Source organism: Phyllobacterium zundukense (genome assembly GCF_002764115.1).
In the GTDB taxonomy this organism is placed as follows: Bacteria; Pseudomonadota; Alphaproteobacteria; order Rhizobiales; family Rhizobiaceae; genus Phyllobacterium; species Phyllobacterium zundukense.
This window is the reverse complement of sequence record NZ_CP017943.1, coordinates 203,871-229,740: the sequence shown is the minus strand read 5'-3', so window position 1 is coordinate 229,740 and position 25,870 is coordinate 203,871. Positions and strand designations below refer to the sequence as shown.

Annotated in this window: 21 protein-coding genes and 4 pseudogenes; 7 read left to right on the top strand and 18 right to left on the bottom strand. The window is 58.0% G+C overall.

Annotated features, from left to right (window positions below; translation table 11 throughout):
- Window positions 1–33 precede the first annotated feature (33 nt).
- Complete coding sequence (locus BLM14_RS26765; protein WP_100003110.1) at window positions 34–1,119, bottom strand: fatty acid desaturase family protein; 1,086 nt, start codon at window positions 1,117–1,119, stop codon at window positions 34–36.
- A gap of 150 nt (window positions 1,120–1,269) precedes the next feature.
- Complete coding sequence (mocR, locus tag BLM14_RS26760) at window positions 1,270–2,781, bottom strand: rhizopine catabolism transcriptional regulator MocR (protein ID WP_237143709.1); 1,512 nt, start codon at window positions 2,779–2,781, stop codon at window positions 1,270–1,272.
- Window positions 2,782–2,898: 117 nt separating this feature from the next.
- Between mocR and BLM14_RS26755 the strand changes: the two genes are divergently transcribed.
- The 5 genes and pseudogenes from BLM14_RS26755 to BLM14_RS26735 all read left to right on the top strand — a co-directional run bounded on the left by BLM14_RS26755 (window position 2,899) and on the right by BLM14_RS26735 (window position 6,715).
- The gene (locus tag BLM14_RS26755) at window positions 2,899–3,828 is read left to right on the top strand and encodes a sugar ABC transporter substrate-binding protein (protein WP_100003109.1); all 930 of its coding nucleotides are present in this window, start codon (window positions 2,899–2,901) and stop codon (window positions 3,826–3,828) included.
- Between the two features lie 345 nt (window positions 3,829–4,173).
- The gene (locus BLM14_RS26750) at window positions 4,174–5,115 is read left to right on the top strand and encodes a Gfo/Idh/MocA family protein (protein ID WP_100003108.1); all 942 of its coding nucleotides are present in this window, start codon (window positions 4,174–4,176) and stop codon (window positions 5,113–5,115) included.
- A 32-nt stretch (window positions 5,116–5,147) separates the two neighbouring features.
- Window positions 5,148–6,077 (top strand): polysaccharide deacetylase family protein, encoded by a 930-nt coding sequence (locus tag BLM14_RS26745; protein WP_100003107.1) that lies wholly within the window; start codon window positions 5,148–5,150, stop codon window positions 6,075–6,077.
- A pseudogene (locus tag BLM14_RS31615) lies at window positions 6,041–6,294 on the top strand (IS3 family transposase); the annotation flags it as partial. The gene BLM14_RS26745 and the pseudogene BLM14_RS31615, both read left to right, overlap by 37 nt.
- Before the next feature lie 157 nt (window positions 6,295–6,451).
- Window positions 6,452–6,715, top strand: coding sequence for an aldehyde dehydrogenase family protein (locus BLM14_RS26735; protein ID WP_108724309.1), 264 nt, complete (start codon window positions 6,452–6,454; stop codon window positions 6,713–6,715).
- A gap of 337 nt (window positions 6,716–7,052) precedes the next feature.
- Here BLM14_RS26735 and BLM14_RS26730 read toward each other — a convergent pair whose 3' ends face one another.
- From BLM14_RS26730 to BLM14_RS32195, 6 genes and pseudogenes are all read right to left on the bottom strand, one after another.
- Window positions 7,053–7,427 carry a hypothetical protein gene (locus BLM14_RS26730; protein ID WP_237143708.1) on the bottom strand — a complete coding sequence of 125 codons (375 nt, stop codon included), beginning with the start codon at window positions 7,425–7,427 and terminating at the stop codon, window positions 7,053–7,055.
- Between the two features lie 216 nt (window positions 7,428–7,643).
- Window positions 7,644–8,669 carry an ABC transporter permease gene (locus BLM14_RS26725; RefSeq protein WP_100003106.1) on the bottom strand — a complete coding sequence of 342 codons (1,026 nt, stop codon included), beginning with the start codon at window positions 8,667–8,669 and terminating at the stop codon, window positions 7,644–7,646.
- 34 nt (window positions 8,670–8,703) lie between these two features.
- Entirely contained in the window at window positions 8,704–10,245 is a 1,542-nt protein-coding gene (locus BLM14_RS26720) for a sugar ABC transporter ATP-binding protein (RefSeq protein ID WP_100003105.1), read from the bottom strand.
- A gap of 182 nt (window positions 10,246–10,427) precedes the next feature.
- Window positions 10,428–11,489: a Gfo/Idh/MocA family protein gene (locus BLM14_RS26715; RefSeq protein ID WP_100003104.1), complete on the bottom strand. Its 1,062-nt coding sequence runs from the start codon at window positions 11,487–11,489 to the stop codon at window positions 10,428–10,430.
- Window positions 11,490–11,900: 411 nt separating this feature from the next.
- Window positions 11,901–12,812, bottom strand: a complete 912-nt coding sequence (gene iolE, locus BLM14_RS26710) for a myo-inosose-2 dehydratase (RefSeq protein ID WP_100003103.1) — start codon at window positions 12,810–12,812, stop codon at window positions 11,901–11,903.
- 188 nt (window positions 12,813–13,000) lie between these two features.
- Window positions 13,001–13,346, bottom strand: a pseudogene (locus BLM14_RS32195) (MFS transporter); the annotation flags it as partial.
- Window positions 13,347–13,619: 273 nt separating this feature from the next.
- Here BLM14_RS32195 and BLM14_RS31610 point away from each other — a divergent pair.
- Together BLM14_RS31610 and ggt are read left to right on the top strand one after the other, a co-directional pair.
- Window positions 13,620–13,709, top strand: a pseudogene (locus BLM14_RS31610) (IS6 family transposase); the annotation flags it as partial.
- A gap of 345 nt (window positions 13,710–14,054) precedes the next feature.
- Window positions 14,055–15,797 (top strand): gamma-glutamyltransferase, encoded by a 1,743-nt coding sequence (ggt, locus tag BLM14_RS26695; RefSeq protein WP_100003102.1) that lies wholly within the window; start codon window positions 14,055–14,057, stop codon window positions 15,795–15,797.
- A gap of 122 nt (window positions 15,798–15,919) precedes the next feature.
- Here the strand turns inward: ggt and BLM14_RS32830 are convergent.
- From BLM14_RS32830 to BLM14_RS26645, 10 genes and pseudogenes are all read right to left on the bottom strand, one after another.
- Window positions 15,920–16,102, bottom strand: a pseudogene (locus tag BLM14_RS32830) (hypothetical protein); the annotation flags it as partial.
- A 3-nt stretch (window positions 16,103–16,105) separates the two neighbouring features.
- Window positions 16,106–16,504 (bottom strand): FadR/GntR family transcriptional regulator, encoded by a 399-nt coding sequence (locus tag BLM14_RS26685; protein WP_157929616.1) that lies wholly within the window; start codon window positions 16,502–16,504, stop codon window positions 16,106–16,108.
- Window positions 16,505–16,790: 286 nt separating this feature from the next.
- Window positions 16,791–18,647: a coiled-coil domain-containing protein gene (locus BLM14_RS26680; RefSeq protein WP_100003100.1), complete on the bottom strand. Its 1,857-nt coding sequence runs from the start codon at window positions 18,645–18,647 to the stop codon at window positions 16,791–16,793.
- Window positions 18,640–19,122, bottom strand: coding sequence for an ABC-three component system middle component 2 (locus BLM14_RS26675; RefSeq protein WP_157929615.1), 483 nt, complete (start codon window positions 19,120–19,122; stop codon window positions 18,640–18,642). The genes BLM14_RS26680 and BLM14_RS26675 overlap by 8 nt, the downstream gene beginning before the upstream one ends.
- On the bottom strand, window positions 19,119–20,123 hold the full coding sequence (locus tag BLM14_RS26670; protein WP_100003098.1) for an ABC-three component system protein: 1,005 nt from the start codon (window positions 20,121–20,123) through the stop codon (window positions 19,119–19,121). The genes BLM14_RS26675 and BLM14_RS26670 overlap by 4 nt, the downstream gene beginning before the upstream one ends.
- 318 nt (window positions 20,124–20,441) lie before the next feature.
- Entirely contained in the window at window positions 20,442–20,888 is a 447-nt protein-coding gene (locus BLM14_RS26665; RefSeq protein ID WP_100003097.1) for an aminotransferase-like domain-containing protein, read from the bottom strand.
- 148 nt (window positions 20,889–21,036) lie between these two features.
- Window positions 21,037–21,972 (bottom strand): ABC transporter substrate-binding protein, encoded by a 936-nt coding sequence (locus BLM14_RS26660; protein WP_100003096.1) that lies wholly within the window; start codon window positions 21,970–21,972, stop codon window positions 21,037–21,039.
- Window positions 21,973–22,073: 101 nt separating this feature from the next.
- Window positions 22,074–23,891, bottom strand: a complete 1,818-nt coding sequence (locus tag BLM14_RS32495; protein WP_100003095.1) for an amino acid ABC transporter permease/ATP-binding protein — start codon at window positions 23,889–23,891, stop codon at window positions 22,074–22,076.
- Window positions 23,892–24,119: 228 nt separating this feature from the next.
- A complete protein-coding gene (locus tag BLM14_RS26650; protein ID WP_100003094.1) occupies window positions 24,120–24,662 on the bottom strand; it encodes a GNAT family N-acetyltransferase in 543 nt (180 codons plus the stop codon).
- Window positions 24,663–24,686: 24 nt separating this feature from the next.
- A complete protein-coding gene (locus BLM14_RS26645) occupies window positions 24,687–25,868 on the bottom strand; it encodes a M20 aminoacylase family protein (RefSeq protein WP_100003093.1) in 1,182 nt (393 codons plus the stop codon).
- Window positions 25,869–25,870: the final 2 nt, after the last annotated feature.

Genomic DNA, 25,870 nt, shown 5'->3' with positions numbered 1-25,870 from the left:
CCATTCATCGCATTGTCTGATTGCCGGCTCGCCTCACTCGGCGGCGTGGACGCCCCGGTCGCTGTGGAACTCTTCGCGATAAGGCCTCGCCGTCGGCGGCAGCTCGCGCTTCAGGAAATAGTCCTCGTTGCGCAATTGCCGCAGAAAGGCTGGGATCATTTCGCGGAAGCCGTGAAGGATCGACGGATTGGCGGCAGGCAGGTCGTACTTGATGATGGCGTGGAGCTTCGGCAGCGCATGATAGGGCACCATCGGAAACATGTGGTGCTCCACATGATAGTTCATGTTCCAATAGATGAAGCGGCTCAGCGGATTCATAAAGACGGTGCGGCTGTTGAGCCGGTGGTCGGTCACGTTGTCGGCAAGGCCTCCGTGCTGCAAAAGGCCCGTCATCACCGCATGCCAGGCGCCGTAGAATCGCGGCAGCCCGATCAGCATCAGCGGCAGGATGGAACCCAACCAGATCGAGAACCCGATCGTTACCGCATAGATCGCTACCCATATCCGTGCCACGCGGATCACCTTCGGCTGCTCCATCTCCGGGATGAATGTCTTCTCCTCGGCGCTGACGATCCCGGCCGCGTTACGCACCATATCGATGACCGCATGCCAGACATCAATGATGCCAAAGACATTGACGACGATTCTCAGGAGATCCGGCGGACGCATAACAGCGATCTCCGGATCGCGGCCGACAATCACCGTGTCGGTGTGGTGGCGGGTGTGGCTCCAGCGCCATGTCACCGGATTGCGCATGATCATGAAGCAGGCGATCTGGTAGACGACATCATTCATCCAGCGGGTCTTGAAGGCCGTGCCGTGGCCGCATTCGTGCCAGCGGCTGTCGGAAGCCGAGCCATAGAGTACGCCATAGGCGAGGAAAAATGGCACGGCGAACCACGTGCCCCAGAAATAGATGCCGAGGCCGCCGAAAAGGACCATGCTGCCGAGCCAGATGATGGTGTCGCGGATGGCAGGACCATCCTCGCGCTTCATCAGTTCCTTCATCTGCTTGCGCGGAACGTCGGTGTGATACCACTCGGCTGCTGCAAGCCCACTCTCAACCGCGGCTTCGGTATCGCGACCAAGCAGGCTGTAATCTCTTTTTGTCGGAACCATTGGGTGCCTCCGGTTTTAATGCTAAATTATGCTAACCCATGATTGGTCCCTTCGTGAGAGCCACTTTCTAGTTTTTGGAGAGCACCGCTTTTTCCTGGGCGTATTACCCCCTTATGCTCGGCTGGGTTCAGTGCGCATCGGAAGCCGGTATCACGGCCGCGGTGGTAAAGCACGCTCCGGCGGGCCGAGAGCGCCGCTGCTCTCTAGGTTCACGAAGGCTGCACGCAATGAACTAATCCCCTCGCGCATGGTCTTCAGGTCGATGCCAGCGTAACCCAGTATGGCGCCCTGTTGGGGCGGGCTATGGAAGAACTGTCGTGACAGTGGTGAGAAATTCACGCCCTGCCTCTGCGCCGCCTGCCACAGAATCTCATCTTCAAGCCCCCGCGTGAAGCGCGCAACAAGTTGCATGCCCGCGTCGTTTTCATCGATTGTGAGCCAGTCAGCGAGATGGCGCCGGCACTCAGCGACGAATACCTTCTGCCGATCAGCATAAAGGCGGCGCATCCGCCGAAGATGTGTGGCGAAGTAGCCCTCGCTGATGAAATCCGCGAGTGCAGCTTGCAGCAGGAGGGAGGGATAGTGGCCTGTGTTGCTGGCAACCCGCTTGAACCCTTCCGAGAGATGCGGCGGCACAACGATGAAGCCGATCCTCAGCGAGGGGAAGAGCGTCTTCGCAAAGGTGCCCACATAGATTACGCGCCCGGACTTGTCCAAGCCCTGCATCGCCGGTATCGGCCGTCCGCGGAAACGATACTCGCTGTCGTAGTCGTCCTCGACAATCCAGGCATCGTGCCTCTCGGCAATCTGAAGAAGCCGCAGCCTGTCTTCCATGCGCATGACGCAGCCTAGCGGCCATTGGCAGGATGGCGTGACGAAGATCAGACGCGGCGATGGCCGGGTCTCGTCGTCTAGCGACCAGCCGTCTGGTCCGACAGGCAATGGCACGAGTCTTGCGCCGGCGCTCAGGAGTGCGTTTTGGGCGCCAACGTAGCCGGGCTCCTCCATCCAGCAGATATCGCCTTCGTCGACGAGCATGCGAGCAAGAATGTCGAGGGCGGCTTGCGTGCCGTTGACCACGATCACCTGCTCGGGGTTGCACTCCACACCCCGTGAAGCCCGCAGGTATTCTGCTATCGCCGCCTTCAGCCGCGGGTGGCCCGTAACCCAATGGTAGCCGTAGAGGTCTTCATGGGAATATCGCGCGTGCCGCTTGAGCAGCCGTGCCCACGTGGAGAAGGGAAACGCTTTGATCTCCGGATAGCCGGGATGGAAGGCTATGCGATCAGGGATCGTCCGGTCTCGCGGCTGATTAGCCATTCTCGTACCGCGGGATGAGAGAGACGGCGCACCGGCCCTGCCAACCGAATTCCGCTGAGTGACGGCGTCTGCGGGCAGCGTCGCCACCCAGGTGCCCGATCCTGAACGCGATTCCAGATACCCCTCAGCGAGAAGAGTGTCGTAAGTAGTGATCACCGTGTTGCGGCTAACGCCGAGATCCTCGGCCATCAAACGGGTGGGTGGGAGGCGTGTGTCAGCCTTCAGATGACCGGCGAGTATTTCTGCACGCAGCTTTTCGTAGAGCTGCCGGTGCATAGGTACATCTGCGTCGCGATCAAGAACAAGCATATCCGAGGGAAAACGGGTGCGTCGCTTGGCCAAATTGGTTCCTTCAAAATCGTTGAAAGCTGCTCTTTCAGTTGGGCCATTATCCCTTCAATCTGTGGTCTCTTCAAGTGTTGGATGTGCCGGCACCGAAGAGCGGAGGAGAAAAACGAAATGAAAAAATTCATTATAGGCAGTGTGATGGCTGTCCTGATGTCGACGGCTGCGCATGCGGAGACCATTGGCGCTTCGATGGCGGTGTTCGACGACAAGTTCGGGACGGTGCTACGCAACGGAATGGAGGACTACGCCAAGTCGCTCGACGGCGTGGAACTACAGATCGAAGACGCACTGAATGACGTCGCCAAGCAGCAGAGCCAGATCCAGAACTTCATTGCAGCCGGGGTGGATGCCATCATCGTCCAGCCAGTCGACACGGACGCGACGGTCGTCCTGTCGAAGCTCGCGGCAGACGCCGGCATTCCTCTTGTCTACGTCAACCGCTTGCCGGTAAACATAGACACGCTTCCGGAGACGCAAGCCTTCGTCGCCTCGAACGAGGTCGATTCCGGCACGCTGCAAACCAAGGAGATGTGCCGTCTGCTGAAGGGCAAGGGCAAGGCCGTTGTCATGATGGGCGAGTTGTCGAACGAGGCGGCCCGCATGCGCACCAAGGACGTGCATGACGTTCTCGCCACCGACGAATGTAAGGGCATCGAGATCGTCCAGGAGCAGACCGCCAACTGGCAGCGCACCCAGGGCACCGACCTGATGACCAACTGGCTTTCCAGCGGTTTGGAATTCGATGCCGTCATTGCCAACAACGACGAAATGGCGATCGGTGCCATTCAGGCGCTGAAGGCCGCAGGCCGCTCCATGGATTCGGTCGTCATCGGCGGCATCGATGCTACCGATGACGCGCTCTATGCGATGGCGGCCGGCGATTTGGACGTCACCGTGTTCCAGGACGCTGTCGGCCAAGGCAAGGGTTCAATTGATGCCGCACTCAAGCTCGCCAAGGGCGAAGCATTGGAAAGAAAGTTGTATATCCCCTTCGTGCTAGTCACGAAGGGGAATATGGCCGAGTTTCAGGTAAAGAACTGAACTTGATCTGGGGCGCGCCGCCGGCGCGCCCAACTCCGATGCGTCCGTCTACCACTAAAGGGGGCGACGAGATGGCACATTTCGCTCCTGGACTCCAGCCGGACATGGATCGGCGCGAGAATAGTGACCTCAAATGCTAAACACCGTCAACCGTGCCTGCCACCGGTGCATACCCAACAGTACGCGCCATCATGCCGCTCAAGCTCGACCAATCGGATCTAACCCTACAGGTTGGCAGAGTGAATGGTCGTAAGGCCATGGTCTTGTGCGAGGCTGAGTGGACTGCGGCAAAGGCAGATCCGCTTTGAACCTATCCGTTATTAAACTCTAACCGCTGGATTAACTATGAGCAAATTCCGTCTTGGTTTAATTGGTGCTGGCCGAATGGGTCAGGTTCATCTTCGTGCTGCTGCTGAAAGCTCGCTTGTCGAAATCGCTGCCGTCGCGGATCCGGTAGCCGCTACTCGCCTTAGTTTGGCGGGCAGCGGGATTAAAACGTATGAAACCGCCGGTGAGATGATAGATTCCGGCGAAGTTGATGGCGTTCTTATCGCAACCCCCAGCAAGACGCATGTGGATACAGTCGCAGAGATAGCGGCACGCGGCTTACCCATCCTCTGCGAAAAGCCCTGCGGCGTCACTGCCGAAGAAGCTCGCAAGGCCGCCGAGGTGGCAGAACGGTTTAAAGTGCACTTGCAGATAGGATACTGGCGACGGTTCGTTCCTGAGCTGAAGCAACTCCGAGATAACATCCGCGCGGGGCTGCTTGGTGACCTTTACCTCGTTTCTTGCTTTCAATGGGATGAAACACCCCCAGCGGCTTCATTCCGAGCTACTGGAGGCGGTGCGTTTGTCGACATGGGCGTCCATGAATTTGATCAGATGCGCTGGCTTACAGGCCAGGAACCGACCAATTTTCGCGTTGCTGCCTCGAAAACTACATTTGCAGAAGCGGTGAAAGTCGATCCCGATGCTGTTCATCTACTTTGCGATTTGTCAGACGGTAGCAGCGGTCTCGTTTCGCTAGGGCGGAGATTTCCACTTGGGGATGCTTGCTGGACTCAAGTCTTCGGCACCGCAGGCTTTGCCGAATCTCGCTTCTTTTGGCCCCCAGATGGAGAAGCGGTCTTCCTGAATGCCCTCCGGGCCCAGCTTGAAGATTTCGTTCAAGCTGCCGAGGGAGGGGCACCACAGGGTGCAACCGCTCCAGACGCTGTTGCCGCGCTCGCCGTCGCCGAAGCAGCCACCGAAGTACTGTCACGCGAACTCAATCAGACGGATAAGTAGGTGGAGTGGTGAGTAGGAGGGAAATAATCAGGATGACCAATGTTGGGAAAAGCGACAACGGAGAGTTCAAACCTCCCTTCGTGGTGATCAATATCGACGACGTTGGCATGTGTCACGGCGCCAATCAAGCTTATATTGAGCTGCGTCGGCTTGGAGCGGTGGATTCAGGATCCGTTATGGTCCCGTGTCCATGGTTTCCCGAAATCGCCGAGGCTGGCGCGCTGGAACCAGATCTTAATCTCGGCATCCATCTCACACTCACATCCGAGAAGCGCCACTATCGATGGCGGCCTCTCACAAAGGTTTCAGCTTCATCGGGGCTCATCGACGGCGACGGCTTCATGTGGCGGAGTGTAGCGGAGCTGCGGCGTCATGCCCATCCAGACGCGGTCGACGCCGAGATGCGTGCTCAAATCGAGACCTTTCTCTCGGCGGGTCTGACCCCCACGCATGTTGATGGCCATATGGGTGGCGTCTTTTCACCCGAGTTTGTTGACCGATATGTCGCACTCTGCCTTGAGTTTAAACTACCCACAGTGTTCCCAGCAACGATCGCAGCATACGGGCCTAAACACAATCTGGGGGCGGTTGACCAAGATAGTTATACAAGTGCAGCAGAGCGTCTCGTTAACGCCGGCGAAATACTTGCAACCAAAGCCCTTGAGACGCCCTGGCACAGGAGGCAACCTGCAGCCGAGCGATACCAACATCTTTTTGAGCAAATCGAACCCGGCCTCAACTTTCTTTGCCTGCACGCAAATGCGCCGGGAGAGATCGAGGCTATCGAACCCGATTCCGCGCAAATTCGCATCGACGAGTATGAGGTGTTGAAGGACTCATCGTTTCGGAAATGGACAGACGGTTTGCCCGTTCGGCGCGGATCATTGCGGGAGGGCGTCAAGTCGATGACGAAAAGTTCTGCCTGTTCGACGTCGCCAGATGCACCCTCGCTCGGCTCATGAGGGTGATGGGTCTTCAGAGCATTACCCGAGGCAATGCCGATCCGCTCGACATTTCCAGACAAGCCGGCTGCCAGCCCGCTCGACCGCGTGAACAGCCAGTTCAAGGCTCCCGCGCCGATCCGGCTCTAGGTGAGCGATTTCACAAATGTCCACCGCCTGGCATGGCCTCGTTTCTGTCGCCTTCGTTATCGATGCGTTCGCCCGTCGTATTGTCAGTTAGCGGGTGAATCGGACGGCTCATGCCGGGTTTGTCCAGTTGTGCAAGGCAAATTCAACCGGTCGTCGCAACACCTTGAACAAGGAGGTTGCGATGGAGCCCCACAAGCGTCGTTCAGAGCGCTCCACTTGAAGCATGCCAGGGAGTTGATCACCGCTTGATCTCTGCGCGCCAGGTCCGCATGGTGTCGTTTTCGGGCGGCGACCGACGAGGCGATCAGCCGATCGGCGGGCTTGAAGAAGCTTGCTATGGAAGCTCGGTCATCGTCATGAAGGATTGCGACTTTGACAAAGCAGTTGAAGGCTCTGTCTCCGGCGCGTTCTGGGTCGTGGGCCAAAACTACATCGGCGCGCAACGCATTCTGATCCAAGCCGATCTGAATGAGCGGGATCCTATCTGGGGAGACGGACGTCGGCCCTAGATCAGAGCGATGATCGGGAGACGAGGAACATTGTCACCTCCGCAGAACCATTGGGCCGCCCGACGGGGCGCTGGCTGAGGACGGCCAGGCTCGTTCTCGTCCACCAGAAGTCAGGGGGGGAAAGGCGTCCCGTTTCTCACCACGAGGATGAGATCGGCCCTGCAAATGTCGTAGTCTGGAAGACCCTGTTCGAGTGCCTCCGATCGAGCATGATGGCAATCAACAGCCGCATCTCAGGCTGGCGGAATGTGACGAAACCTTCAGGCTGCCGACCGGCCCGGCTGATGATTTCGCCAATGGTTCGCCTGGCGACCCGGATTTGAGTTCATTCTTGTGTTCAGCGTCTGATCCCATGGTCGTGATGTGCTGAAAATCGGTTCGTAGCCGGCGTCGTCGTGACGATGATATGAGATCCAGCCACTGCTTCGATCTGTTCCGTGCATGCAGTTATCGTGAATCCAAACTCATTCGAAAGTTCCCGCGCGAAGGTTTCGGCCTTTGCCGAATTGCGCGCCCAAATACGTGCCTGACGAATACGTCCGATCAGCGTCAGCGCCAACAACTGCAATCTGGCCTGAATTCCCGCGCTACGCATTGCGGCTACGGAAGCGTGTTTGCGCGCGGGATACTTTGCTGCGACCGCACCCGCAGCCCCGGTGGCCCGCAGATACAATGCCCCCAAAGTTGCCCCATTCACGATGACGATCCGCAAGACGAAACTAAAATCGCTCTTGGAAAGAGAAGGCATTTTTCGATCTGGGAGGCCAAAATGTTCAACGCCAGTTGCATTGGAACGAACAGAAAACCACCTTTTCCGCGCGCGCCAAAAGCCGGGTATGGAAAATCGCCTCGTTACGTTTTGAAGCGGATGAACCGGGGCGCACGAAAACGCCCCGGCTGGTGCTAATGTAGGTTCTTCCCGCCCTACCTATGCCCTCTTCCGTCCCTTCTGCCGATAGACGTCGATGACGACGGCGGCGATGATGATGAGGCCCTTGACGACTTCCTGGTAGTAGGCGTCGACGCGCAGGAAGGTGAAGCCGGAGGTCATGACGCCGAGGATGATGGTGCCGATGACGGTGCCTGTGATGCGGCCGGCGCCGCCGGTGAGCGATGTGCCGCCGATAACGGCGGCGGCGATTGCGTCGAGTTCATACATCACGCCCATGCCGGCCTGCGCCGTCTGGGCGCGGGCCGCCGTGACGGCGCCGGCGAGCCCTGCCAGCATGCCGGCGATCGCATAGACCTTGACCAGATGCGCCTCGACATTGATACCGGAGATGCGGGCCGCCTGGACGTTGGCGCCGATCGCATAGGTGAACTTGCCGTAGCGGGTATAGCGCAGGCCAATGTGGAAGACTAGCGCCACGACGAGGAAGACGACGACCGGCCAGATGCCCGTGCCGATGAAATTGAACTGGTCCGTCAGCCCGGAGATCGGCTGGCCCTTCGTGTACCACTTGGAAACGCCGCGGGCCGAAACCATCATGCCCAGCGTGGCGATAAACGGCGGAATCTTCGTTCGGGCGATCAACTGGCCATTCACGAAGCCGGCCAACAGCCCGATCCCCAGGCAGAGCATGATCGGCACGACCGCAGGCAGATCCGTCAGCGACGGATAGAGCGCCCGCGGCCAGCTCGATGCCTGCGCCACGCTGGCGGCAATCATCGCCGTCATGCCCACGACGGAGCCGGAGGACAGGTCGATACCGCCGGTGATGATCACCTGGGTGACGCCGACGGCAATGATCCCGATCACCGATACCTGCAGGATCATGATCGTCAGGCGCTGCTGGTTCATCAGAAAGCTCTGGCCGATAAAGATCCAGCCGAGCACCTCATAGACCAGCGCGATGACGACCAGCACCAGGAAAATATTGAATTCGGCCGGCATGCGCCGCCCCGACTTGGCAAGCGGCGGGCTTGCGCCCTGTGCCGCGACATTGGTATCCATGCTGTCTCCTCCCTATGGTTGACATTTTTTGCCGTCAGCGCGCCGCAAGCTCCATCACCTTGACCTGGGTCGCTTCCGCCCGATTGAGGAAGCCGGTCACCCGGCCTTCGTGCATGACCATGACGCGATCGCTCATGCCAAGAACCTCCGGCATTTCCGACGAAATCATGATGACCGCGACACCGTCGCGCGCGAGTTCGGTGACCAGACGGTGAATTTCCGCCTTGGCACCGACGTCGATGCCGCGCGTTGGCTCGTCGAGGATCAGTATCCGAGGCTCGGTCAACAGCCAGCGGCCGATCAGCGCCTTCTGCTGATTGCCGCCGGACAGGTTCTCGATGCGCTCGGCGAGGTTCGGCGTCTTCACCCTGAGCTTACGGGCCATCTCTTCGCATTGCGCTGACAGGGCCTTCTGTTCGACAAAGCCCATATTGACGAACTTGTCCTGCAGCACGGCGATCTGCATGTTTTCGAGCACGTCGAGGATCAGCAGGCAGCCGGTGTCCTTGCGGTCCTCGGTCAGGAACGCCATGCGGTGTCTGATCGCTTCCGTCGGCGAGGCGATTGTGACCGGCTTGCCGTTGATCCGGATCGAACCGAACGTGGCCGGCGTGACACCGAACAGGGTCTCGGCAACGTTCGAGCGGCCGGAGCCGACCAGGCCGGCAACGCCGAGGATCTCCCCGGCGCGAACATCGAAGGAAACATCGTGGAAGACATCTTTCAGACAGAGGTCCTTCACCGACAGGACGACGTCACCGATCGGAACCTCTTCCTTCGGGAACATCTGCGTGATCTCGCGGCCGACCATCATCTTGATGATGTCGTCGCGGGTCGCATCCGTGGATGCGTGCGTACCGATATACTTGCCGTCGCGGAACACCGAAAATTCATCGGCGATCTCGAACAGTTCGTTCATCTTGTGGGTGATGTAGACGATGCCGATGCCCTGCGAGCGCAGGTCGCGAATAATGGTAAAGAGATGGGAGACTTCGCGCTCGGTGAGTGCCGATGTGGGCTCGTCCATGATCAGCACGTCGGATTCGTATGAAACCGCCTTGGCGATCTCGACCATCTGCCGGTTGGCGATCGACAGGTCGCGCACTTCCGACTGCGGGTCGAGCGCGATGTTCAGGCGCTTGAACAGGTCTGCCGTCTTCCGGTTCATTTCGCCGTGATCGACGAAACCGAAGCGGGTCAGGGGTTCGCGGCGGATCCAGATATTTTCGGCGACCGTCATCAAGGGCATCAGGTTGAGTTCTTGATGGATCATCGCGATGCCGTTTTCGAGTGCATCCAGGGGTGATTTCAGCTGGATATCGACGCCCTTGAACTTCACGTCGCCCTTGTCGGGGGTGTAGATGCCGGCCAGAATCTTCATCAGCGTCGACTTGCCGGCGCCGTTCTCGCCCACCAGCGCATGCACCGTGCCCCGCTTCAGCCGGAACGACACGTCGTCAAGCGCCACCACACCGGGAAACTCCTTGCGAACGCCCTCGACCGTAAGCAAATACTCCGCCTTCGGGACCGCACCGCTTAAACGCACCGCAGCCATCGTACTCGGACTAACCGTCATCTCATCGCCTCCCTATTTTGCGGGATTGGCCGATCCTCCACTCTCATCGGCACGTGACTTCTCTCCAGAATTGCCGGCTTATTTGCTCCTCGCGCCGTCGGGCCGGATCGCTGCTATCGGCATGTCTTAGTTGGCTGCAGGAACAGCACGTCCCCAAGGCGGCCATTCGTGAAACGCATCCATCAGGTCCAGGTCAGCGCAACCCCATCTGCCCGCTGTGGCGTTCGTGGACGGGTCCGCTCGACGGACTCCCAGTTGCCGCTTTCAGCCGAACGTTGGATCGCATTGAGCACCTCCATGCTTCCCAGCGACCATTCGAGTTCGATCGGCAAAGAGCCCCCGGAACGTATCGCTGCGCTGAACCGCTCCGCCTGAAGGCGATATTGATCGGCCGGGGCGACCAGCCTCGTCTCGGCTGCGGCCGCCGCGAGCTTGCTGCCATCGTCCAACACGATCCTGCAGTGGTCATCCGGCGCGGGGTTGAACGGATTGCTGAGGCTGATCGACTTCCGGGTGCCAAAGATCTCGACATTGTGGCGCAGTGCGAGTTGGGTGGAGACCATAAGGGTAGCCTGATGTCCCCCTGGGAAAAGTAGGACGGCGCTCGTCAGTCTGTCGATACCGAAAACCGGGTCGAATTCGCTGACGGCAAAAACGCGTTCCGGCTCGGCACCGAAGACCATCCGGGCTGCAGCGATCGGGTAAACGCCGAGATCGTAGAGCGCCCCGCCGCCGATCGAGGCATTGTTCACGATGCTCTTGGGATCGAGATTGATTTCGGTAAACACTCCCTGCACCGCGCGCACTTCACCGATCTCGCCGGAATCGACGATGCCGAGAATTTCTTCCCACTGCGGATGCGCCCGGATCATCACCGCCTCCTGGATTCGCCGGCCCGTTCGGTCCCTGCACTCGATTAGGCGGCTCAGCTCTTGGACGTCCAAAGCCAACGGCTTCTCGCATAGAACATGCTTGCCCGCTTCGGCCGCTCGGATCGCCCATTGCACATGGAGGTGGTTCGGCAGGGGGATATAAACGGCCTCGATTTCCGGATCTGCGAGTATCTCATCGTACGATCCGTAGCTCCGTCCTATTCCGAAACGGGTTGCTACGGCCCGCGCTTTGTCCGCATCGCGGGAGGCGACCGCCACCACCTCCAGCCCTTCCGCGCCCACCATCGACGGAATAACCTTGTCCACGGCGATTGCGGCCGTACCAATAATTCCCCAGCGCACTGAGTCCATGAGGCTTCCTCCTGTTCGCGCAGGTCCGGTCACGGCCGGCCACGCTCCGTCTCGTTTCGCTAAAACTCCAATGCTGCCGCAATGCCGGTAGCGGGTGGATCGAGCTGTTTCATGCCAGGGGCTTCAAAAAGCTCTGCGAGTGTCGATGCCCGATCTTTCCTCCAGGCGGCCGCTTTTGATCGGGCGAGGACCATCGACGCGCAAGCCACAATCACTCCTATCAGGGTAAGACGAGCAGGACCCACGTCGGGCCCAGTGCGTGGGTGATATTGACGAACATCCGACTGCTTCTCCCCACGTGACGTTTCCAAGTTTGATGGGGCGACACGCTCCGTAACGTGTCGCCCCCGACCCGCCGCCTTGGGAGGATTAAGCCGCTGCGGGTTGAACTTTATGCCGCTGTCATTCGCGTCAATCTTCGTGTGCCGAAGCTAAGCGGAAGCCGGCCGCCGCAGCCATGCGCGCCAGGTTTTCGTGACCCATCTTTGCATAGGTCAGCGGGTTGGCCTTCTTTGGATCCTGCTCTGCTTCTACAACGAGCCAGCCGCCATAGCCGGTTTTGGCGAGAGTTTTCAGGATAGTGGGAAAATCCACACCGCCATCGCCTGGAACGGTGAAGATGCCCTCCAGAACGGCGTCCATGAAGCTGACGTCCCGTTCACGGGCTGCGCGAAGAACATCAACGCGCACATCCTTACAATGCACGTGGACGATGCGTTTGGCATGGCGGACAACGAGAGCCACCGGATCCCCGCCGCTGAAGGCACTGTGACCGCTGTCGAACAGGAGACCAACGCGTTCTCCCGTCACGGACATAAGCCGGTCAATCTCCTCATCTGTCTCGACGATGGTGCCCATATGGTGGTGGAAGGCCAAGCCGACGCCGAATTCCGCCATGCGTTCTGCAAGGTCGGTGAGCTTGCGGCCATATCCTTCCCATTCCTCATCTCTAAGCCGCGGGCGTTTCGAAATGGGCTGCCAAATGCCGTCATGGCGACCCATTGAGGTGTCGGCGTAAACGACATGCCTCGCACCGAGATCCCTAAGCAGCGTCAGATGCGCCAGGATAGCCTCAAACTCTGCCTCCACACCCCGCTCGTAGAGGTGGCCGTCCCACCAGCCAGAGGCGAGTTCAAGCCCATAAGGCGCGAGCATCCCCTTCAATGCTGCGCTCTGGCGCGGGTATTTTCCGCCCAACTCGGTCCCGGCGTACCCCGCCTGGCGCATTTCGGAGAGGCACTGTTCAAGCGGCGTGTCACCACCAAGTTCCGGCACGTCGTCGTTCGTCCAGGTGATCGGGTTGATGGCAATCTTGACAGACATTAAAGAGCTTCCTTTTCGAATGGTGCGGTACTGAGGTGCTTTGATCCAGGTGAGGTGCTCCGAAGAAGCAACCCCCGCGTCTCAAATATTGATGAAACATCTAGCGGAGGATTGGCCCCTTCGTAAGTTCCGCTTTCCAAATTTTTGGAAGAGCCACTTGTGTCTACACCGATCATCAAGCTGATCCTCGCCCCAATAGGCGAGGCGGCCAACGGGCCGCGGAAAGCCAGGGTTGCCCCGCCCAAGGTCGGTCCTATGTTGCGCGTCATGTCGTATCCAACCGACATCAGCGTCACCGCGCGGGATATCTCGTTTATCGAGGATGTCGCCCACGGAGGCGTTCCAGGCGGGATCATTCAGCTCGAACCCACTTCCAGCTTCAAAACCCAGCCCAAGGATCAACCAGGGACTGACAAAGCCAACGCCGGCGGAAAGCGCCAGCACGACGGAGGCGAGCGCGATCAAAGACAGGCAAGCGATCATCACCGATCGGCGGCTGTTGTCATCGGCAGCGGCTCCGGCAATGATCGAAAGGAGGCGACCTGATTTGAACCTGCGAAACTAAGCTATTGATTTTGTTGAGAGCGGCTTGCTGCAAGGAATGCCGGGCAAACAAAAAAACCGGTAACCGTTTGGCCCCGGGTTTTTTGTATATTGGTTGCGGGGGCAGGATTTGAACTTGTGACCTTCAAATGCGCAGAAGCCCCGATGGCGGCATCACCATCAAATCGGCCGTAGCTGTCTTTGGTTGATAAAGGCCGCGTACGATTTTGAACAGCTCTTGTTCTGCCCCCTAAACGGCATCGAATGGTTCACATGATACGTAAGCAACAGGCGAGGTTCGCTTTCAGTCCGAATCCATCCCTGGCCGAGCAGTTCCAAATCCTTGCCGCGTGATTGGCCTCGTGTCAGACCTTTCTGCGCTCCCATTCAGCCGTTGCAACAAAACCGCCGTGAGACCGCTGTTTCCCGTGGTCCTCGACCGGGTCGAGCGACTGGATTATACGTCTCGGCGTCAGGGAAAGTGGTTCTCTCCAAACACTCAAAAGTGGCTCTAAACGAAGTGACCAATCCGCGCTAGGATTTTTTTGCCTTAAAACGGAGGGTAGGTTTTCTGCTCCGTTGCTACTCAGTCCCCTTAAAGGACGTCCAGTTCACAATTCTATTTAATGTAACAAAGCCTTCAAGCGGCGGGCGCTAGAGATCCGCTGCAGAGGCTTCACCAGTCCAGGGAGGACGCCCATGCCTCATGCCCGCTCGACGATTGCCGTCGGTCTTGCCCTCGCTCTTGCTTTTGCCCCGCTCACCCCGGCCTTCGCCGCCTCGCCCGCGCCCATCGAGGCCGAGCATGGCATGGTGGTGACTACGCAGCACCTCGCCACGCAGGCGGGCGTCGACGTGCTCAAGAAGGGCGGCAATGCTGTCGATGCTGCGGTTGCCGTGGGCTACACGCTTGCCGTGGTCTGGCCCGAGGCCGGCAATATCGGCGGCGGCGGCTTCATGACCATCCGCACCAAGGATGGCAAGTCGACCTTCATCGATTTCCGGGAGCGCGCGCCGCTCGCCTCGACCAAGACCATGTATCTCGACGATAAGGGTAATCCCGTGAAGGGCGCCAGTATGGATGGCTATCTCGCGGTGGGTGTGCCCGGCTCGGTGGCCGGCTTCGAATATGCCCGCGAGAAATATGGCACAATGGCTCGCCAGGACCTGATGGAGCCCGGCATTCGCCTGGCCCGTGACGGGTTCGTGCTCAATCAAGGGGATGCCGCCTCCTTCAGGGATGGCGCCGACTGGCTGAAGCGCGACACGGCTGCCGCCGCTATCTACCTCAAGCCTGACGGCAAGCCCTATGGGACCGGTGAAAAGCTGGCGCAGCCCGATCTCGCTGCCTCGCTCGAAGCCATCTCCCAGCAAGGGCCGGACGCATTCTACGAGGGGCCTATTGCCGACGCCATCGTTAAGGCCAGTGCCGCCAAAGGTGGTATCCTCGCTAAAGCAGATTTCGAGCAGTACAAGGTACGCGAGCTCAAGCCCGTCACCTGCAACTACCGTGGCTACGACATCATCTCATCGCCCCCGCCGAGCTCAGGCGGCGTGATCATCTGCGAGATCCTCAACGTACTGGAAGGCTATCCGCTCTCCTACCTCGGTTGGGGATCGGCTGACACCGTCCATCTGATGGCCGAGGCGATGCGCTATGCCTATGTCGACCGCAATTCAGCACTGGGCGATCCGGATTTCGTCAAAAATCCAGTCGATCACCTGCTGGACAAGAATTACGCCGCCGAGATCCGTGCCAATATCAATCCCTACCGCGCCGGCGTGTCGCAGGACCTGATGCCCAGGGACCTCGGCGAGCCCAGGGAGACTACGCATTTCTCGATCATCGACAATGACGGCAATGCCGTGGCCGTTACCTATACGCTCAATGGTTCCTTCGGCACCGGAGCGGTTGCGCCCGGCACCGGCATTCTGCTCAACAACGAGATGGACGACTTTACGTCCAAGCCCGGGGTACCAAACCAATTCGGCCTCGTGCAGGGCGAGGCCAATGCGATCGCTCCCAAGAAGACGCCGCTGTCCTCGATGAGCCCCACCATCATCACCAAGGATGGCAAACCCTTCATGGTGATCGGAAGCCCCGGCGGTTCACGCATTATTACCATCACGCTGGAAGCGATCCTCAATGTCATCGACCACGGCATGGACATACAGGAAGCGATCGACGCGCCGCGCATCCATCACCAGTGGCTGCCGGATGCAGTCTATGCGGAGCCGCACGCGCTCTCGCCCGACACAGGGAAGATCCTCACGGGTATGGGCTACAAGGTGCAGGGCGATCCGAACTGGCCAATCTGGGGCTATGGTGCTGGCATCCTGGTCGGCGGCAAAGATCTTGCCCAAATCCAGAAGGGCGGGGGGGCCCGATACAACGGCGCCATCGACAGCCGCGCCGCCTCGGGCGAGGCGCTCGGTTACTGACGAAGTGTGCAGACCCTGGAGTGCCGGTTATTAACCGGCACTCCAGGACAACGCCGACGTGCCCCGCCAACTCCGTCATCGACATCCACCGCCACGCTCAACAGTGCCCTCCGCGTCCGCCGCGCCATCTCTCGAGCCCCGTAATGAGCACTGCCGCACGCCTCCATGGCGACGATACATGCCGGCTGGGCCGCCATGAACTTCCGGAACTGCGACCGCAACAGCTTCTTGCGAAACACCACAGTTCCGTCAGCCGCCGCTCCATGCAGCTGAAACAGACGCTCTCGTTCCTTACCAAGACATATATTCTACGACAGGAGCGCCACTTCACCCTCCCCGATGACGCCAAGCCGGGTGGCCGCTAGCAGAAGATGACGGCGCATGGCGCTACGCGCGTCGGCGGCCGAACCGGCATTGATGGCGTGGTAGATGTCTCTGTGATCGTTGATGACGCTATCCACGTGAGCCGGCCCGCGTTGCGTCAGTGTATTGTTGCGGGCGATCGTCACGCTCTGACTTAGCAACAGTGACAGGTAGCGCTGGAAATCGGCGACTTTGCCGTTCCCGCTTGCCGTCGCGACAGCACGATGGAACTCAATATCCGCACCGACGCCGACATCCTGACTGAGCTTGGTGCGATCCATCTCCTCCCGCCAGTGCCTGAGCGCGGTGAGATCGGCTTCCGAACGGCGGATTGCCGCAAGCATCGGACGGTGTTTTTCGATCTGGTGTGACCCAGCAGGATTTACACCACGCGAAGATTGTCGGTCGCCTTGTCGACGATCGAGGCCTAAGTACGACGGAGCGAGTGTGTACTCCAGCCCAACAAGGAATCGTCGATCGTTCCGCCAAGTCGAACCCACGCAGGCTCGCTCGGCCATCGGCCATCAGTTCGAATCCACTCGGGTCGCCTTTTCTGCTGGAGGCGTAAGCTACACGTGAGTTCCACAGGCGCTGAGGAAGCCGACTAGCGTCAGCGGATAGCGGGCTCCGTCATACCGGGAAAAGCCCGCGGCGGTCTGGCTTCGCAAATACGATGGTCTGACCCCGAAGGTTCGCTGGTGGGGTCTTGTTCTCCACCACATAGATTTGACAGAAGCTCGAAATGGACGCCAAGTGTTCATAGAACCGAATATCCAATGGCGTTGCCTTAATAACCTTTTCTTCTTCGGTCAGCGGATCGTTGTCTATTTCTTCTCTATACGTCAGCAGGGGGGAGTCCAAGACTAGGAAGCCGGGGTGGGGCAACTCTTCGTCTTTGCAGTAAATGACGAAGGCGACTGAAAATGCCGTGCGTAGCAGTGCTTTGACGCCTTTGCCGTTGCGCCCACGGAGTTTTCCATTGATCGCGATGTCATACTTCCCATCGTTCCATGTGACAGCCTCGAGGCCTGGGTACTCCCAGGCAGTTAGCACTTTCTGAACCACTTGCGCGAACCGGTGACCTGTGGGACCGTCGATACCAATGGTCAGACCTTCTGCTTTCTGCTGCCCGTACTTAATCGAAGCAATAGCCGTCTTTCTTGTTGCGAGTTCGTCACGGCGCACAGCTACCGCTATGATCTGCTCGATCTCCTCCAGACGGGAAATGTCGCCTTTGTAGCCATTCCGCATGTTCGCTTCGGCTGGGCGGAGACGTTTGATTTCCTCAAAGTGGCTTTGTGCTTCGGCGCCAAGATTCTTGCTACGCCCTTCGAGCCCCTCGATCTCGGCTAACACACTTGCGAGCGTTACATCGAGCTCGCTCATGTCGCGACGAATTTTCGTGATCTCTGCCCGAGTAGCGGTGATCTGGCGATCGACATCACTAAGGGGATGCGGCTTATGTTGGTGGCCAGGCAAGGCGCCGCACATAGGGCATGGTGCGTTTTCGAAACGCTGGAACAGGAAACCACCTTCCTCTATCGCTTCAAGTCGACGAATGTCCGTTTCGTAGGTGCGTTTCAGGTCAAGAAACCGCTGTTGCATTGCAAGCAGATGCGCGACGTGGGCATCGACGTTAGCTTGGGTATCCAGAGCATCTCGGCGAAGTTGCGACCGTTCATCGAGCTGCTCTTGGACGTGAGAAAGTTCCTCGCCGATATTTTCCAGATGAGATTGTAGGCGATCGCGCTGCTCGATCACCTCGGGCATATCATGGCTGCCAAGCTGACCGTCCAGATCTGAAATCATCTCATCAAGCAGTTGCAGCTTTCCTGACTTGCCAGCATCCAATGTCTTCTTGTCGGGAACTTTCGCCATTGCGGAGTCGTCCTTGCCTGTCAGTAAGAACCGGAACGTGTTCTTATTTAGGGGATCGGTGCTCTTTGAGTGGATTTCTGTTGGTGTTTTGCCACTCAACATTCTGTCTTCATCGATCAGAACATAGGGCATGAAAAAGCGCATCGAGAACGTGTCGAGCTTCGCCGCCTGCGTCGAGGCAATCTTGACGTTTCCGATGCCGAGTTTGGCTAGCAGGAACTCCGAGATGCTGCCGTCCTTCTTCTTGCCGCCTTTACCATGAGCGGCAGCAAGCACCCTACCCGAACGACCGTCGAGATCACCGTCCGGCGCTAGACCATCGAATACCTCGATATCGCCACCCCTCAAGGCTCGTCGAAGTGTGACGCCGGTTCCGTCGTCAAAAGACATTCCGAGCAATGCGGATTCATAGTCATCGCCCTCGGTAGGAGTGTCAGGCGTTTCCCCACCGAACATGAAATTCAGCGTCGCCACAGTGTAGCTTTTCCCTGTATTGGAGCCGCCAAGGAGAATGGTGAGGTCGTCATTGAAGTCGATACCCACCGTTGGCACATTTGAACCAATGTAGGTGAGATGCTCGAGGCGAATAAAGGGATGAGTCTCAGCCATTTGTCAGCCCCTCCTCAGTTTGGAACTCAAGGCTCCACCGGTCGAGCAACTGCCGCATGTATGTGAAGAAATGCGTGCCGTCTTCGCGGACACGGTCGGCCAACCATGTGGCACGGGTTGACAGATCGCGGTTGTAGTCAGAACTCAGCAGCTTGACGAATGCCGGCGCGTCGTCTCCAGAAACGAACCTGATGCCATCGTCAGCCTCCACGATCTCGATTAGGCTGATCCGACGAAGCATATGCAAAGCATCTTGGATCAGAGTGCGTCGAACACGATATTCGCCAACGCGCGCAGAGATAGCCGGGTGCAGGCTGTCCGGGCCGCCAATGTCAGCAGTGTGGACCACGAAGTAATCCAACAAAGAGATCGCATTGAGGTCGAGCTTTTCGGGATAAAAGGCTTCAAGTAGCAAGAGTGAGCGCAGACCGATCTCGACCGAACCATTGAAGACAGGAGTGCTTTCGTCGATCACTTGTTCCAAGGGAGCACTCCATCGTTCGCAAGATGGTGGCAGGTCCCTTGCTTCACTTGTGTGGTGGCACGGTTGTGCCTACCGAAAATACCCGAAATGGGCAAAGTTCCGGCCTGCTTCATGACATCACTGAGTCGGCTCACACCGCTAGTGGATGCGTGCACGTCGAAAACACCCGAAAGGATTTCGTCGCTAAATTTCTCGACATGCTCCGGGTCAAGGTTATCTCGAAAATACCGTCGGAATGCGTCAGCATCGAAATATCGACGCCGCTGCATCGTGAGATTAGGGCCGTGCTTGGCGTGCCGCAACACCTCCGCGGCGTCCGCGAAAGAGGAGCCTTCATCGTTTGAATAGATCTCGATAAGCTGCTGAACGTACCCTTCGGTGTTAGAGACATCGGCCGGCACGACGCCGCTTGGCGCGTCGCCAGGGTCATCGCCGAAAGCATCCGCGAGAACGAGTTTTATGTCGTCCATCGTAAGAATCTTCGGGAGATCAATGCCGAAGATGTGCTCGAAAGGATAAGTTTCAATGACGCCTCTAAGCTTGTCAGACAGCGGTATCGGCGGACCTGTGCGAATCCGTCTTGCGCAACGCTTGTCCCATTCTTGCAGTATCTGCTGTTTGAAGAAGGCTGGGCTATACAGGAGCTTCTCAGCCTTCCGGTTGAACCCCTTAGGTGCTACGAAAAAAAACCGATGCGGCGGGGTGAACTCACCTTCCGACGCATGGAATAGAATTTTGCCGATCTCTTCGTACACCGCACCGTCGTCCACGGTCTTGCTCAGCATTTTGCACTGAAAGTTGTCCCACGCGGCGTCGTGGCGGTTGAGGGAAAGAAAGCCGACGGCGTCGCGGCCAAGGTCGTTGGCGTTCCCGAAGAGATGGTGGTCCGGATACTTTTTGACCTGACGAGCCACCCAGCGGTGAACGAAGACTTCAAGGTCCTTGTCCTCCATAGCCAATATATCCCGGCTATACGCGAGATTGCTCTTCATTCACCCGACCCCACTGCCCTATCCGCCACTCATAACCAACTTGCAGCGAAAAACGTCAAGGGGTGGGTCGCAAATTCTGTAGTGTCCGCAATTGAAGCAACGATTGACTACAGCTCTATGCTGACGATGGCCAGCTTTGGATAACGGTGAAATCGCTCTGAATGACCAACATGGGGTGCAAAAACGGACAACAATTCCGAACAGTTTAACCACGCCGCATCACTCACGGCTATGTCCGCCGATGGCAGATCTCCGCTGTGCTCCTATTCTGCACCTAGCCGATTTCTGAAGCCGTTCACCTCTTATGAGGGCCAATCACTAAGCATCTGTTTTTAAATAAGGAAAGCGTGATCGCGATATTCTGTCGCATGCTAGACAAACCCCTTTTTGAGGGGCGCACATCCAGTAGGTCGCACGGTCGCCGGGCCAGAAGCGAGTTCTCGCAGCCTCTGCCGAAGGCGCAACGACATAGGCCACCTTGAATACGGGCGCCATGCTCTTGGCAGTGCCGAGCACGTACCAGGAAAGCTCGGGAGCGTAGGCGGAGAGTGGCGGCGGCAGATCGGTCGGAAGCAGGCTGTAGATATCGTCTTCGAATATCGCCACGCCATGTTTTCGAGCAATCCCGGCAATCGCCTTGCGGCGCTCGATGCTCATAATAGCCGTGGTGGGGTTGTGCATGGTCGGCTGGGCATAGAGCGCGGCCGGCCGATGCTCGCGGCAGACGGCTTCGAAGGCATCAGGCAGCATGCCCTCCTGGTCCATGGCGACGCTGCAAACCTTCAGGTTCAGGTGAGCGGCTATATTGCGGATGGTGGGATAGGTATACTGTCATTTGAAATCCTCGTACTTTGCTGACACGGCGCGAAGAGGAAGCCGCATTTTGGTGCGGCTTCTCCAGGTGGGATGAAAATCAGCTGTTCGGCAGTCCGGGAGGGTTGGTTGCAGCCTTGTCAATTGCCTCGGAACCGAGATTCCAGCGGTCGAGAACCTGCTTATATTTCCCGTTGGCGATGAGTTCATTGAGCGCTTCGGTGATGCCGTCGGCGGCACCGCTTCCCTTGCGCGTTGTCACGGCAACCTCCGCCGTGATCGGCCAGCCGCCGCTCACCGTGCCGACGAGCCTTGTCTTGCCATTGACCTTCGCCTTGTAGGCCTGCGTCGCATTTACGCTGAAAACGGCATCGGCACGCCCGGATTCGATAGCAAGGTATTTGACCGCCTCGTCATCGTAATATTGCACCTCAATCGGCTTCAGGCCGTTGCCGACATTCTGCTTGTCCCAGGCAAGCAGGATTTTCTCCTGGTTTGTGCCCGGATCCGTAATCACTTTCAGACCAGCGATATCCTTTGGCTCCTTGATTGATTTGATGGGTCCGTCGGCTTTGACGTAGAAGCCGAGCTCGTCCTTGCGATAGGTTGAGAAATCGAATTTCTCCTTGCGCTGCTCGGTGACGGTCACATTGGAAATGACGGCATCGAACTTCCCGGATTGCAAGCCAAGCGGCCAATCGGCCCAGGTGACTGGAACGAGAACAAGTTCGCGCCCGAGGCTATCTGCGACCAGTTGTGCGAGATCGACATCATATCCAACCACCGTCGTCGCATCTGTTGCATAGGTGCTGAGTGGAGGATTCCCCGGGTTCAAACCAATGGTGAGCTTGCCATCGCTGATAAACTTGAAGTCTTTCGAAACGGCCTCGATCGCCTTTTCGCTTTTCTCTGCCCTAACGCGATCCTTTTGCTGAGGACTTAGGTCGAAATCATCGCTTGCCGTGTATCCCAGCCCTGCTGTGGCGGCAATTAAACCGCCGGCAATTGCTGATATCAGTGCTAGTCTCTTTGTCATGCTTGGCCCCTTTTCAAAAGCATTGGGTCTTGGTTAACTAGTGGTGGTTTCCAGCCGAGTCCGATTTGACATGGAAGCCGTGCAGACCCTGCCGGTAGTGCTCAGAGAACCTTGGCCAGAAACTCGGCAGTCCGGGCGTTTGCGGGACGGTTCAAGATCTGATCGGGCGATCCTGTTTCAACGATCTTCCCGGCATCCATGAAGATGACAGTATCGGCAACTTCGCGGGCGAAACCGATTTCATGTGTCACAATGATCAGTGTCGTTCCGGAGCGCGCGAGCTCCTTGATGACATCCAGAACCTCGCCGACGAGCTCGGGATCGAGTGCCGATGTCGGCTCGTCAAACAACAGGACTTTAGGACGAAGCGCGAGCGCTCGTGCAATGGCAACGCGCTGTTGCTGGCCGCCAGAAAGCTGCCGGGGATAGGTGTTGGTCTTGTCGCCAAGACCAACGCGGGCGAGCAGGTCGCATGCAAGGTTGATGGCTTCGGGACGGCTCAGCCGCTTCAGCGAAACCGGTGCTTCTATGATATTCTCAAGCACGGTCAGATGAGGAAAGAGATTAAAACTCTGGAACACCATGCCGACTTCGGCGCGGCGCTTCAGGATGTCTTTCTCCTTCAGCTCATAAAGTGTCCTGCCACTCTTGCGGTATCCGACCAGCTCACCGTCGACAGTGATAAAACCATCATCCACACGCTCAAGATGATTGATCGTACGCAGGAGAGTGGATTTGCCCGAGCCTGATGGACCGAGAATTGCCGTGACGCTTCCGGCTTTGATATCGAGGCGGATATTGTCCAGAACCTTCAACTGTCCAAAGCTTTTTGACACGCCGTGGATTTTCACCCATCCAGGTGCGCGCCATTGCCCGAATGTCTCCCTTTGCGCGCCGGTCTTCGGTAGTGGCGGAAGCTGGCCGTGCGAACTGACCAGAGACGCAGGCTCGATTTGCGGCCGCGCCAGGATCGGTGCACCGAACAGACGGCGCAGCGTAGGGCCAAACAGCGAGACCGGGGCATTGCGCAGCGCGCCTTTGGCAAAATATCGCTCGATATAATATTGCCCGACGGAAAGGACCGTCATGATGATCAGGTACCAGACGGTCGCGACCATGAGCAACGGCACAACCTCAAGGTTGCGGCGATAGATCACCTGCACCGTATAGAACAGTTCCGGCAGGGCGAGCACGTAGACCATGGACGTGCCCTTGGCCAAACTGATGATCTCGTTGAACCCTGTTGGCAAGATGGTGCGCATCGCCTGAGGAAGGATGATCCGGAAGGCCTGCCGCGTGCGTGGGAGACCGAGAGCCGCCGCTGCCTCGAGTTGACCCTGGTCGACCGACAGGATACCACCCCGGATGATTTCCGAAGAGAAGGCTGCCTGGTTAAGGCTGAGTCCGATCAGGGCTGCCGCAAAGGGGCTCAAGATCGAAATCGTCGGATATTCGGCGAAGAGAATATCCGTGTAGGGAACACCGATCCGGACAGTCGCGTAAAGGTAGCCGAGGTTGTTGAGTATCAAAAGCAGAACGATGAGTGGGATGGAGCGAAGCAGCCAGATATAGGCCCAGGAAAGTCCGCCCAGCAGTGGCGATTTCGAAACCCGGGCCAGCGCCAGAGCCGTGCCAAGCGCGAAGCCAAGCACCGTCGCCAAGGCGGTCAGAAGAAGGGTTCGGGCGAGGCCAGCCAAGACGGGCGCGGCAAAAAACCACTCGGCAAAAACGCTCCAGCCCCACTTCGGGTTGGTGAGTATAGACTGCAACGTGACGACAATGACGAATGCTGCAAAAAGTGTTCCGAAGAAACGCGCGGGGTACTTTGCCTTGACGATCCTGTAATGCGTGTAATCCTCACCTCCGCTGGAAGATTGCGGCAGAGAGCGGGCATCGGAATAATCTGTCGCAATCGCCATGTTATCGGATCCTCTTTGCAATACGTATCATCGAGCTATCCCGGATCTGTTCGATACTTTCCGGGATGAAATTTTACTCGAGTGATTTAGTAGTGTTTAGAGGAAACAGTCAAAGATGGATGCTGCGTGGCACGGGGTTTATCGGAAGCATTGTTGCAAAAATTGCTGCTTCTTGAGCATTAAATCCCATGGCGTGTTTGGCGTCAGGATTGCGGTATTTCGCCCCATTCAAGCCGCATGTGTTGAAAGCTTACCGGCTTCTCCGGCCTGCGATGGCGTTTGGGCTGCGAGGTGACTGATGTCTTTTTCGAAGGCCAGATGGCCATAGACTTCCGGATCAACATCGACGTCAAAGAGCGCGGTATATCCCGAACGCAGATAGAGCTGGGTCGCCTCCGGCTGCCTGAATCCAGTGGTCAGATAAATGCGCGAATATCCTTGGCGTACTGCCTGCGCCTCCAGCTCATAGACAACCTTCCGCGCCAGTCCCTGCTGGCGCAAATCGGCATGGGTCCAGATGCGCTTCAGTTCGGCTGTTCGCTCATCATAGCGCTTGAACGCGCCGCCGCCGATGGTCAATCCGTCACGCAACAGCAGAAGGAATGAACCGTGTGGCGGCGCAAAATATTCGGCTGGATAGCGGGTAAGTTCATTGCGTGCTGGTTCGCCGAAGTAGTTGCCGTAACGGCTTTCATATTCTTCAATCAGCGCCTCGACAAGGGGGCGTGCTCTTTCGTCATGGGGAGTGGTGTAGACGAAAACATCAGTCATGATTGTCTCGTTTCCTTTCACAATTCAGGATGGATTCTTGGCGAGATATTCCTCGGCTAGTTTGACCCAGTAGCGGGACGCCGGGGCGATGATCTCGTCATTGAAGTCATAGAGCGGGCTGTGCAGTGGCGCACTGTCGCCGTTGCCGATGAAGAGGTAGCTGCCAGGCAACTCTTCCAGCATGAAGGCGAAATCCTCACTTGCGGAAATCGGCCGGAAATTGTTCTCAACTCTCTCTTCGCCGAAGTGGGTGACGGCGACCTGACGTGCGAATTCCGTCTCGTTGGAGTGGTTGACAAGCACCGGATATCCTCTCGGATAGTCGATTTCGGCGGTCGCTCCATAGCTCTCCGCCTGTGCCTTGGCCAGGTTCGTGATGCGCTGCTTGATTGTTTCACGCACGTCCGCTCGGAAGGTCCGGACCGTCAGCTCGAGCTCCACACTATCGGGAATGACATTCGGCGCGATGCCCGCATGAATGGTACCGACAGTAATCACCGCCGCGTCCAAAGGATCGATATTGCGTGCCACGATGCTCTGCAACGCCATGATCAGGGAAGCACTGGCGACAACGGGATCGACTGTTTCCTGCGGACGCGCTCCGTGACCGCCCTTCCCCACGATACGGATCGTCACCTTGTCAACAGAGGCCATGGCGGGACCTGCAATGAAGCCGAATTGCCCCGTTGCTACGCCCGGCCAGTTGTGCAGGCCAAAGACTGCGTCGCAGGGGAAACGCTCGAACAGGCCATCCCTTATCATGCGGCGAGCACCTGCCCCTCCCTCTTCCGCCGGCTGGAAGATGAGATTGAGAGTGCCGGTGAAATCTCGCGTGTCAGCGAGATAGCGGGCGCTGTTCAGAAGGATGGTGGTATGGCCGTCATGGCCGCAGGCATGCATCTGGCCCGGGGTGCCGCTGGCATAGGACAGGCCAGTCGTCTCTGTTATCGGCAGTGCGTCCATATCTGCGCGAATGCCAAGGCGTTTCGGACCCTTACCGTTCTGCAACGTACCAACCACGCCAGTACCGCCGATCCCTGTGGCAACGTCATATCCCCAGGAGCTGAGCTTGTCGGCAACGATCTGGCTGGTCCGATGTTCATTATAGCCGAGCTCGGGGTGGACATGAAGATCACGCCGAAGTGCGATCGCCTCGTCGAGAAATCGATCGAGGCCCACCGCGACCTTGTCCGGATGATGCGTCATCG